This is a genomic window from Bowmanella yangjiangensis, from assembly GCF_017255015.1.
Classification (GTDB): Bacteria; Pseudomonadota; Gammaproteobacteria; order Enterobacterales; family Alteromonadaceae; genus Bowmanella; species Bowmanella yangjiangensis.
In genome coordinates this window covers 47563-58761 of sequence record NZ_JAFKCS010000001.1, presented here as the reverse complement: position 1 = coordinate 58761, position 11199 = coordinate 47563, and the positions used below count along the sequence as shown (strand labels likewise).

Below are 11199 nucleotides of genomic sequence, written 5' to 3'. Positions count from 1 at the left end.
TGGACCTGTGGTGTCCTGAGAACCTACTGTGGTCATCTTAGGCTCACAGTAAGTACCAGGGCGAATGCCCTCAACGCCACAAGCACGGCCAACCATTTTCTGTGCCAGTGTGAAGCCTTTACCTGTGTCGACAGGCTGGTCAGGGGTCATAAACAGGTCGGTTTTACCCAGTCCCAATGATTCACGGGCTTTTTGCGTCAGACCACGACCGATGATCAGGTTAATACGGCCACCGGCGCGCACTTCATCCAGGATCACACGTGACTTGTACTCGTACTGGGCCAGCACGGCACCCGTTTCGGCATTTTCAATTTTGCCTTCCAATGGATAGATGTTGATCACATCCCCCATGTTCATGTTGTCGACATCGGCTTCGAATACCAATGCACCGGCATCTTCCATGGTGTTAAAGAAGATAGGCGCAACCTTACCGCCGATACAGATACCACCTCCACGTTTGTTGGGTACACCCGGCAGATCTTCACCGAAGAACCACAATACCGAGTTAGTCGCGGACTTACGTGAAGAGCCAGTACCAACGACATCACCCACGAAAGCCACCTGGTGGCCTTTGGCTTTAATCTCTTCGATTTGTGCCAGTGGACCAACTTCACCGTGCTTTTCCGGCGTCAGGCCATCACGGGTCATCTTGTACATGGCGCGCGCATGCAAAGGAATATCTGGACGTGACCAAGCATCAGGTGCAGGGGACAGATCGTCGGTATTGGTCTCACCTGTCACTTTAAATACTGTCGCGGTAATCTTCTCAGGGATCTCAGGGCGGCTGGTAAACCACTCGCCTTCTGCCCAGGACTGCATCACATCTTTAGCATAGGCGTTACCAGCCTTTGCCTTTTCTTCCACATCATGGAATGCATCAAACATCAGCAGGGTGTGCTTCAGCTCTTCTGCAGCTTGCTCGGCCAGTTCGCTGTCATCCAACAGCTCTACCAACGTTACAATGTTATACCCACCGTGCATATTGCCCAGCAGTTGTACCGCAGCATCTTTACTGATCAGTGGCGAGCTGACCTCACCTTTAACAATAGCGGTCAGGAAACCGGCTTTAACGTATGCCGCTTCATCCACACCGGGAGGCACACGCTCGGAAATCAGTTCAACCAGGAAGGCTTCTTCACCGGTAGGGGGATTCTTTAACAGTTCAACCAGCTCAGCTACCTGTTCGGCGCTCAGAGGCTTTGGCGGGACACCTTCAGCGGCACGTTCTGCTACGTGTTGACGATATGCTTCTAACACAGTTTGGTCCTCTTCTTGAGTTAGCTGCCCAAATGACTGGTTGCCCAGTTTGCGGCAGGAACATTAAAACCCGACAAGTATAAGGGTTTAGTATGAAGATTTAAATTTGCCCAACCTTTAGTTCACTTATAACCAGTATAAATTTCAGTGATGTTGATTAAAATTTAATAAACAAGGTGAATAAGATGGGAATAGTTCTCAATTGGCATCGCTTTCCATTTCACTATGAATAGCACGTAAGGTTGCCAACTTAGCTTCGTAAAGACGCTTCTCTTTGGCGCGGTAGCTTAGCTCAATGGCTTTCTCCAGAGCTTTTGCGGCCGCTTCAATTTTGCCAAGTTTAAAATAGGCTTTTGCAAAGCCTAAATGGACTTCTTCCAGATAAGGCGCAATGTTATCGGCTTTACGGTAATAGCTTACTGAGGTTTCAAAGTTTCCTTCGGCAAAACTTTGTTCTGCTAGCTTAAGCCACCGATAGGGATTATTGTCCTGCGTGTTGCCTAATTTTTTCGCTACTTGTGCCGCCTCTTTATTTCTTCCCTGCTTAGTCAGCAACTGGCGATAATTATCTAATAACTCCAAAGACCTGACGTCCCGCTCCATAGCATAAAGATAAACTTGTTCTGCCTGCTGCTTGTGGCCCCCTCGGGCATAAATCACCGCCAGGGTAGCTAAACTGGACGGATTCAACTCATTTTGCGCCAGTGCCAGTCGGATCCAACCGTGCGCTTTGATTAAATCATTTTCTATCAGAGCTTCGGCCGCCAGGTTCTGATAATACATGGCAATAACATCTTGTTCTGTCACACGTTTTCCATATCTGTCACCCGACCTTGGTAAATAGTCAATCAAGACCGCGGGCTTACTCAGATAGATCATCTGCTTTTCTAGAATAAAGTCCGGGTCATACACTTTGCTGCGCACATGGCGAGACAGTATTAAGAGATCCGTTTCAAGTCGGTAAACGGGTGCGGCTTCAACTTGCTGAAACTCAATTTTCAACCCAACAACTTTTGCTAATGCGCCGGTAATTAGCGCTAACGACAAACAATTCCCGGAATTACTGGCCATTGCTTGTTGCGCTGTATAGGTATCGCCGCGGTAATCAAAATTACCCAGTTTGTTCTCAAGAAAATTAGCCAGACGCCAATGAGGTTGGTGCTTTGCATTTTCGGGGGCGTGGAAATACGCCAGAAAGTGTTGCTTTTGAGCATCTGATAATGCGAATAAATCTGCTTCAGCATGTTCTTCGGAGGCCTGCTCGTCTGTCGGCCAATTTGTTGGCAAAAAGCTCTGGTAAACCGGAGCCTGATACTCTGTCACTGGCGATGACTGGCACCCACACAGCACAAGTACGAGCAAAATGCAGATAAAATTGTTAATACGCATAGCTTATCCCTGCTGAAAACGCCGCAAACTTTTAAAACAACTCGGGATTCATCATCGCCAGCAGTTTTTGGGCATCCATTCTGGTAAATTTAATCACGTCCTGAACATCTTCCTCAGCCAGCTTGAGCTTTTTCATTGCCAGTGGTGATAGCAGCGTATCCAGACAGTATCTGTCGTCCACCATATGCAAAGCCAAACGCACTGCCAATTGGCCGATGGCAATGTCTTTACCGTCTTTGGCATGAATCTCTTTGTGCACATTGCTGATCACGTAGCAAAACTGTTCTGGCAAATGCCACTGCTGTAGAATCAACCCAGAGCATTGTGCATAGGTAAAACCCAGCACTTGTTCCTGACGTTGCCAGGGTAGTTGCCCGGCTTCAAACACCTCACATTGGTGCGCCAGACTGGCGTCTTTGCTGGCTACAACCAATTCGCTGAACTGATGCAGCAATCCCATCACAAAGTACTGCTCGCTGGCACGAATTTTGGCTGTTTTAGCCAGATGTTTAGCCAGTAGTCCACAATACACACTCTGCTGCCAGAAACGGCGCAGATTAATCGCTTCACTGGAGAAATGCCGAAACGCCGAAGTGGCGGTTTCTGCCAGGGCCAGGTTGTACAAAGCCTCACCACCGATAATACCGACAGCTTTGGGAATGGAATTAATCTGCGCGGGGAAGCGAAACAGCGCACTGTTGGCCAACTTCAGCAACTTGGAACTTAAGGAAGGGTCCAACGCAATAACGTCGGCGATGTCTGCCGAATCAGCACTGACATCATCCAGCAATGCCCTAATCCGGCTACAAGTGTCCGGTAAGGCAAAAGATTGGCTGGCGTATCTGGCTAAATCGGTAGCGCGCATCAGAACGGGTCCTCGTCAAAATCCAATAGTTGTTGATCTGGCTTCTCTCCCCCCTTGCCAGCCTGTGCAGCAGACATCGCACGGCGTTTCCGCATTTGGCAAGCGCGGATAATTTTACGTTTTACATCGGCATCCACCTGATGCCAATAAAGACGCTCTTCACGACTCCTGAAGCAGCCAATGCAATACCCCTTGTCCCCGCTTTGGCATACGCCAATGCAGGGACTGGGAATGTCAAAAAACTCTAATTGTTGCACTCAGTATCGGTTACGTTGTGGCGCCTGCGTTCCAGCATATAAAAAATTACCGGAATCACAAAGAGCGAAACGAACGGCGCCAGTACCATGCCACCTAACATTGGGGCGGCAATACGCTGCATTACCTCATGACCGGTGCCCTGTGTCAGCATAATCGGCAGCAAACTTGCCAGCACGGTAATCACTGTCATGGCTTTGGGACGGATACGCTGCACAGCGCCTGATACCGTTGCCCGATAAAGCCCCTGGTTATCCCGGCTGTCGGCATCCTGCCAGGCATGGTTCAAGTACAGATACATTACCACACCAAACTCGGCCGCTACTCCGGCCAATGCGATCATTCCCACAATTACCGCGATAGACATGTTAAATCCCAGCAACCAAATCAACCATAGACTGCCACTGAGACCAATAGGCAGAGTGAGCATCACCACCAGGCTTTGCCGCCAACTTGACAGGGTAAAGTACAACAACACCAAGCAAAGCAACAGCGTTAAGGGTACCAGTTGAATCAGCTTAGTCTCTACCCGTTTAATTGATTCATATTGCCCCGACCACTGTACCGCATAGCGTGGCGGCAGTGTCAGCTCGTTATCCAACAAAGCTTTGGCTTGATTCAGGTATTCTCCTACAGACAAATCCTGAATATCCACAAACACCCACCCCACCTGGCGTGCATTTTCGCTTTTAATCATGGCCGGGCCATCTTTGAGATGCAGATTGGCCAGGGCTGAAAGCGGTACAAATACCCCCTGAGCCGTGCTGATCGGCAAGCTGGCTAAAGCATCCAGGTCTTCACGGTACTGCGCATCGATACGCACGTTAACCGGGTAGCGCTCGTTACCTATGACCATATCCGTGACCTTAGCACCGCCGACAGCCTGACGTATGATGCTTTGCAGTTGCGACAAACTGATACCATACTCGCCCAAGGCTTTAAAATCAGGTTCTATATCCAGATAACGCCCTGCCGCTACCCGCTCGGAATATACAGAACGAGTAGCAGATAGTTGGTTCAGCAAACGCTCAACATCCTGACCTATGGATTCGATTTGGGTCAGCTCAGGCCCGGTAATTTTCAGCCCCAGGGGGGTTTTTATACCGGTAGAGAGCATATCAATACGCGTCTTGATAGGCTGTACCCACGCATTGGTCAGGCCAGGAAACTTCACTGTTGCCTGCAACTCGTCAATCACTTTATCCAGCGTCATACCTGGACGCCATTCCTCTCGAGGCTTGAGCTGAATCGTGGTTTCCAGCATAGTCAGCGGCGCTGGATCGGTAGCCGTTTCGGCGCGCCCTATCTTGCCAAACACCCTTTTTACCTCGGGGACTTGTGCAATCAGCCTGTCGGTTTGTTGTAATAGCTGGGCAGCCTTACCGGCACTGATACCTGGCAGCGTGGTAGGCATATACAGCAAATCACCTTCTTCGATTTGCGGCATAAATTCCTTACCCAGTTTGGACAATGGATAAGCACCGCTGAGCATTAACAGCAAGGCAATAAACAAACAGGTCTTCGGCCAGGCCAGGGCTTTGGTCAGTACCGGACGATACATGGCTATCAGGATGCGGGATAAGATATTTTTGTTTTCAGGCACGATTTTCCCCCGCACCCAATATCCCATCAGAACCGGCACCAAGGTCACGGCCAACAAAGCAGCAGCGGCCATAGCAAAGGACTTGGTCAACGCCAGGGGCGTGAATAACCGGCTCTCTTGCCCTTCCAACACAAAAACCGGGAAAAAACTGGCGGTGATAATCAGCAAAGACATAAACAGTGCCGGTCCCACCTGCTTACACGCTTGGCTGACCAATTGCCAATGCTCGGTGTTATTGGGCCTTCGCCCTTGTTTATGTTCGAAATGTTCGAGATGCTTATGCAAATTTTCAATCATGACGATGGCGGCATCCACCAGCGCACCTATGGCAATGGCGATTCCTCCCAAACTCATGATATTGGCGCTAATATCCAGCATTCTCATCAGACCGAAGGCGGCCAGCAATGCCAGTGGCAACACCAGTACCGCCACCATGATGGAGCCTACGTGCCACAAGAACAGCATCAGCACCAGCGACACCAGAATCATTTCCATCAGCAATTTGTCCGACAGGTTGTCTACCGCGCGCTGAATAAAATCAGCCCTGTCGTAGGTAGGAACAATTTCCACCCCATCCGGCAGACTGCTCTTTAGTTCTTCCAGGCGCTGCTTCACTTTGTCGATAACCTGGCGGGCATTCTCTCCGCTGCGCATCACCACAATGCCGCCGACCACTTCGCCTTTACCATCCAGTTCGGCAATACCGCGCCTAAGCTGTGGCCCTAATCTTACTTCAGCGATATCCTTCAGATACAAAGCCACATTGCCGGCGTTACGTTTACCTAAGGGGACACTCTGAATATCCTCAATAGTCTGCAGATAGCCACGCACCCGAATCATGTATTCGGCTTCGGCCATCTCCACCGAGGCGCCACCGGTTTCACTGTTGTGATTCTTAAGCGCCTGAATGACCTGCTCCACCGACATCTGGTAACCAGCCAGCTTTAGCGGATCGAGCACAATCTGATAAGTACGGGTCATGCCACCTACGGTCGCAACTTCAGAAACCCCGCTGACCGATTGCAGTTCCTGCTTTAAAAACCAGTCTTGCAGGCTTTTCAGATCGGATAAATCCCACTGACCGCTATGATCCACCAGCGCATATTGGTACACCCAGCCCACCCCGGTAGCATCCGGTCCTAATTGTGGTTGTACACCTTCTGGGAGCTGACTGGCAGCCTGATTCAGGTACTCCAGCACCCTGGAACGTGCCCAGTAGATGTCTGTACCATCTTCAAACAATACATACAGGTAAGAATCACCGTAAAAGGAAAAACCACGCACGGTTCTGGCGCCGGGTACTGCCATCATCACGTTAGCCAGTGGATAAGTGACCTGCTGTTCGACCAGCTCCGGGCTTTGTCCTGGATAGGGGGTTTTGATGATGACCTGAACATCCGACAGGTCAGGAATTGCGTCAACATTTAAGCCACGCATGGCTTGCCAGCCCGCTAAAGCTAACAGCGCGCTAAATAGCAGCACCAGCATGCGCTGGCGTACTGCCAGTTCTATCAGTTTGCTAAGCATGTGGCCTCCTAGTGATTGTGGCCGGCGTCATCAAGACGCTGCAGCCCAGCCGCCAGACTGGCCTCGGAATCAAGCAAGAACTGGCCGGACACCACGACTTCGTCACCTTCGGTAAGCCCGGACAGCACTTCGACCTTGCCCCTGGCCTGCATACCGGTTTGCACTTTGCGCACGGCAAACTGCTGTTCATCGGTTTTGACTATGACGCGACTACCCTGCCCGGTCTGAATCAAGGCTTGCTTATCCATCACCAGTACATCACGCAGCGGACCACCAAATATGGCCACCTCAGCGGTCATCCCCGGCTTAATGCGCTCCAGAGGATTATCCAGACTCAAACGCACTTTCATGCTACGGGTAATAGGGTCGAGCTGTGGGTAGATGTAGTCGATATTAACTTCCATACCATGTACGCCAAGCCCAGCCAGACTGACTTCGGCCGGTTTACCAAGCTTCAACCAGTCAAACTGGTTTTCGAACACATCAGCTATTACCCAGAGCTTTTTCAGGTCTGAGATTGACAGCATCTCAACATTAGGCGTGACATACATACCGTGGCGCACATTCAATGCTGTTAGCACACCGGATTGCTGAGCGTAAAAAGGCACGGTGTAAAACGACTGACCATTTTTCTCCAGCTCACTAATCACCTTTTCATCTATACCAAGCAGATTCAAACGCAGTCTGGCTTGCTTGATTAAACGATCACGAGAAGAACCCGTCGCGCCTTTCAGCACCTGCAAGTAATCATCCTGCGCGACTACCAGTTCCGGCGAATACAAAGTGAACAACAATTCACCTTTTTCAACCCGTTCTCCCACTGCATGAGCGGTGAGTTTTTCCAACCATCCAGATACCCGGGGGTGTACATGGGAAATAGCCGACTCATCAAAGCTAACCGTGCCTAAGGTTTTGATATATTTCCACATATCATCCCTTTGCACAGTTTGAGTACGAATTGACATAGCCTGCTGTATTTGACCACTGACGTGAATAACCGGGCCATCCTGCTGTGCATTGGTATTCAGACTGACGGGCTCTAACGCCATCCCACATATTGGGCAGTTGCCAGGATGGTCTTTAACAATATGGCTATGCATGGGACAGACATAACGAACTTCCCCAGTCACCGCATCTTGCTGTGCCTGAGTTGGCATTTGATGCGCACTATGATCCTGGTTTTGTTGGGCTACAAGTGGTGAGCTAAGCAATACTGTGCCAAGCAAACCTGCAAAAATAAAAGGTTTCATAAAAACTCCTGAATAAGCAAAAACGAAAGAATCGGGCTTACTCAGGCGTTAGGAGGACGGAATAAATTCGAAGGCAGGCGACGCAGTTCAGCAGGAATCAGGTTCAAACGCTCCTGCGTGGCCAAGGGCGGCGAGCTAACCAAGCCGGCCAGTAAACCGCCATGACTGACACAATGGGTGGCACAGTCGCTCTGACCACATTCATCACCACAGACCTTGTCTTGCCTGTCCATACTGGCGAGGTGTTCACCATCGTCACAACAATCATGCTGCATTTGCATATGGTGCGACTGCGCGGATACCAACGCATCACCCTGGCTTGGCACGTGGGTGCCCACCATCAGGGTAGCGATAAGTATCAGACAAGTAAGTAGTTTCACTGGGATTTCTTGTATCAAGCCCGTAACGGTTTATAAAAAACAGACAACTTGGACTGTCATAAGTTGTTAAGAGTAAACAACCTCAGAGGCATTGCCAAGTGCCATAAACTCTAAACCTTAACCTTATGGTAAGGTCAAGCTTTTAGCTCTGGCTATTTTCAGGTGCAGATTAAGCAAATATAAACTGTCGAATATTTGCACAATAACTATTTTTCGATGACTATAGGGAAAGGATGATAGTGATCTAAGGCGAATCTGTCAGAAGGAAGGCGACAGCTTCGTCATGAGGGAAATCATGAAGAAAAAACATAACAGAGAAACAGAAGAAGCCAACATTGATATGACCCCCATGTTGGATATTGTATTTATCATGCTGATCTTCTTTATAGTGACGACCTCATTCGTCAAAGAGAAAGGCTTGATAGTCAACCGTCCCGACGATGCACAGAAGAGCAACAAGCCGAGTAAAAACGTCTCTATCAAAATAGATGCTAACGGCTTTGTGTATATGAATGGCAGGCAGATTGATATAGAACGCGTTGAAGCGAATATTCAGAGTTTTCTGGCCGAGAACATCACTGAAAACGCGGTGATTCAAGCCGATAAAGAGACTAAGCACGGCGTTGTAGTGAGCGTGCTCGATCAAGCTGCCAGAGCCGGGTTACCCAAACTGTCGGTGATGGTAGATAATTAACTCAGAACAATAATTGGTAACCCAACATCAATTGACGACGCTCCCCAGGCATGGCTAACCCGGTCAGCCTGGGCTCATAAACCTGGAATTCTTTATCCAATAAGTTAACCACAGATAGAGTCCAGGCCTGATTTTCCCGCCATTGCCAGCGCCCTTGAAAGTTCAGTAACCCATATGCGGACTGAACAAAGGTATCTTGAGAGACTTTTGTGCGCCACAGCAGATCCCAATTGAGACTGAAGATTTCATCCTGATAACCCAGTCTGAGATTCCCATAACGCTTAAAACTGGTATTAAAAGGCTCATCAAAGAGCTGCGTGTAGGATACTTGCGTTTCCCAATGGCTGCCAAACTTGATGTTCAGACTGGACTCAATACCCTGAATGCTATGCTGACCGGTATTAGCAAAGGAAAAACGGCTGTCCTGCTGCGTCTCCACCTTGTTAACAAAATCGCGCATATCATTCTGAAACAATACGGTTTCCAGTTGCGCCTGCTCTCCCTGCCAACGCCAGATAGCTTCCAAGGTAGCGATTTTTTCCTGTTGTAATTCTGGGTTACCTTGCGTAACCGCATCACTGGAGAATAGCTCATTTATCGTTGGAGTGCGGAAGGCTTCGCCATATTGCAAACGAACACTGTGCTGTGCATTTACTTGATGAATAAGCGCCAGCCTGGGGGACCAGTTTGTGGATAAGCGCTCAACTCTGTCCACCCGGCTTCCCAGATAAACTAACCAATCTGCTGCGGCCTGCCACTTAAGTTGTACATAGCCACTGCGGGAGTCCTGGCTGGCCAGCAGTGCATCAAATTCATCCACCTGGTCAAGGCTGCGGATCCCTCCAAGATAAGCGCGGTCCTCTAATAAAAAAACGCCATCTAATAAGTGGCTGGTCATGGCCCCTGCCTGAGTTTGCTCAGTGTCCAGCCAGGCAAATCCTGCACTTAATTCCCAATTATCGTTGATAGGTTTGACCCAATCGGTGCTGAATTGCACATTGCGTGTGACCCAATTAGGGCCATTAAAAAAATCGTTAGCTAAGCCAGATTGCGCCGCAGTTAGTAACAAACCCGCACTGGAAATTCGGTGCTCACTAACATCCACTGTGCTGGTCAGAGTACCTTGTTCTCCCTGCCACCAGGTCACACCGCCTTCAATGCCAATGTTCTCTGATTGATAACGGTTATCTTCACTGGCGCCCCCAAGATTGATATAGCCGTTCATCCTCGCCTTGGCATAGCGGCTCGTTAGGTGCCATATTTCACCTTGCACACCCAACTGGGCAAAAACATAATGACGTGGATCCCTTACCTGGGAATAGTTAAACCTGTGGCTGGCTGGTCCTTGCTGGTCTACATCCAGTAAAACCTGCCAGTCCAATCCGTACCAGTTAGGAAAATATGCCACTGATAGTGCCTGGCTGCCTCTGTTACCTATACGTGGCACCAGCATATTGTCTTGTTTACGGGTGATAAGATTCACCACCCCCATAAAGGCATTGCTACCATACAAGGCTGAGCCAGGTCCCCTGATAACCTCAACGCGCTCGGCAATACTTAATGGAATAAACGGCATATACACCGAGGCTTTGCCAAACGAGACTTCGTTAACTCTCTGCCCATCCACCATAAACAGCACGTAACCGTTATCCAGATAAACACCTCTGGCGTGTTCCTTGGGCACGGCCCCTACCCAGTCCCCACGGGTCACCTGAAAACCAGGCACATAGTTAAGTAAGTCATAAAGATTAGACACAGCCAGACGATCCAACATCTGACGGGTAAACAAGGTAACGGTAGAAGGGCTGGCGTCCAACGCGACAGCGTCGCGTGACGAAATGCTGACCTGCTGTTCCAGCAACTCATCGAAGGTAAGATTAAAAAGCGCCTCGACGTCCTGTGCGAAAGCGTCCTTGCAGACTAAGTTGCTTATTGTGAAAAGCAGAGCCGCAGCGGGAGCTACACCACGCATCAAGTTG

Annotated in this window: 8 protein-coding genes and 1 pseudogene; 1 reads left to right on the top strand and 8 read right to left on the bottom strand. The window is 49.5% G+C overall.

Annotated features, from left to right (window positions below; translation table 11 throughout):
* The 7 genes and pseudogenes from J0A65_RS27225 to J0A65_RS00225 all read right to left on the bottom strand — a co-directional run.
* Nucleotides 1-1257, bottom strand: a pseudogene (locus tag J0A65_RS27225) (bifunctional aconitate hydratase 2/2-methylisocitrate dehydratase); the annotation flags it as partial.
* 198 nt (nt 1258-1455) lie between these two features.
* Entirely contained in the window at nt 1456-2646 is a 1191-nt protein-coding gene (locus tag J0A65_RS00250) for a tetratricopeptide repeat protein (protein WP_206592107.1), read from the bottom strand.
* 31 nt (nt 2647-2677) lie between these two features.
* Nucleotides 2678-3511 (bottom strand): HDOD domain-containing protein, encoded by an 834-nt coding sequence (locus tag J0A65_RS00245; protein ID WP_206592106.1) that lies wholly within the window; start codon nt 3509-3511, stop codon nt 2678-2680.
* Nucleotides 3511-3768 carry a DUF1289 domain-containing protein gene (locus J0A65_RS00240; RefSeq protein ID WP_206592105.1) on the bottom strand — a complete coding sequence of 86 codons (258 nt, stop codon included), beginning with the start codon at nt 3766-3768 and terminating at the stop codon, nt 3511-3513. Before J0A65_RS00240 ends, J0A65_RS00245 begins: the two co-directional genes overlap by 1 nt.
* Complete coding sequence (locus tag J0A65_RS00235; protein ID WP_206592104.1) at nt 3756-6896, bottom strand: CusA/CzcA family heavy metal efflux RND transporter; 3141 nt, start codon at nt 6894-6896, stop codon at nt 3756-3758. Before J0A65_RS00235 ends, J0A65_RS00240 begins: the two co-directional genes overlap by 13 nt.
* An 8-nt stretch (nt 6897-6904) precedes the next feature.
* Complete coding sequence (locus J0A65_RS00230; protein ID WP_206592103.1) at nt 6905-8146, bottom strand: efflux RND transporter periplasmic adaptor subunit; 1242 nt, start codon at nt 8144-8146, stop codon at nt 6905-6907.
* 41 nt (nt 8147-8187) lie between these two features.
* The gene (locus J0A65_RS00225; RefSeq protein ID WP_206592102.1) at nt 8188-8526 is read right to left on the bottom strand and encodes a hypothetical protein; all 339 of its coding nucleotides are present in this window, start codon (nt 8524-8526) and stop codon (nt 8188-8190) included.
* A 292-nt stretch (nt 8527-8818) separates the two neighbouring features.
* Here J0A65_RS00225 and J0A65_RS00220 point away from each other — a divergent pair, with 292 nt between their 5' ends.
* Nucleotides 8819-9220 (top strand): ExbD/TolR family protein, encoded by a 402-nt coding sequence (locus J0A65_RS00220; protein WP_206592514.1) that lies wholly within the window; start codon nt 8819-8821, stop codon nt 9218-9220.
* Nucleotide 9221: 1 nt separating this feature from the next.
* On the opposite strand, the gene J0A65_RS00215 is transcribed toward J0A65_RS00220, so the two are convergent.
* Complete coding sequence (locus J0A65_RS00215; protein WP_206592101.1) at nt 9222-11192, bottom strand: TonB-dependent receptor plug domain-containing protein; 1971 nt, start codon at nt 11190-11192, stop codon at nt 9222-9224.
* Nucleotides 11193-11199 lie beyond the last annotated feature (7 nt).

Bases quoted from the DNA above. Each gene is read 5' to 3' on its own strand.
- J0A65_RS00245 (WP_206592106.1), bottom strand. From the start codon at position 3,511: ATGCGCGCTACCGATTTAGCCAGATACGCCAGCCAATCTTTTGCCTTA.
- J0A65_RS00215 (WP_206592101.1), bottom strand. From the start codon at position 11,192: ATGCGTGGTGTAGCTCCCGCTGCGGCTCTGCTTTTCACAATAAGCAAC.
- J0A65_RS00230 (WP_206592103.1), bottom strand. From the start codon at position 8,146: ATGAAACCTTTTATTTTTGCAGGTTTGCTTGGCACAGTATTGCTTAGC.
- J0A65_RS00250 (WP_206592107.1), bottom strand. From the start codon at position 2,646: ATGCGTATTAACAATTTTATCTGCATTTTGCTCGTACTTGTGCTGTGT.
- J0A65_RS00235 (WP_206592104.1), bottom strand. From the start codon at position 6,896: ATGCTTAGCAAACTGATAGAACTGGCAGTACGCCAGCGCATGCTGGTG.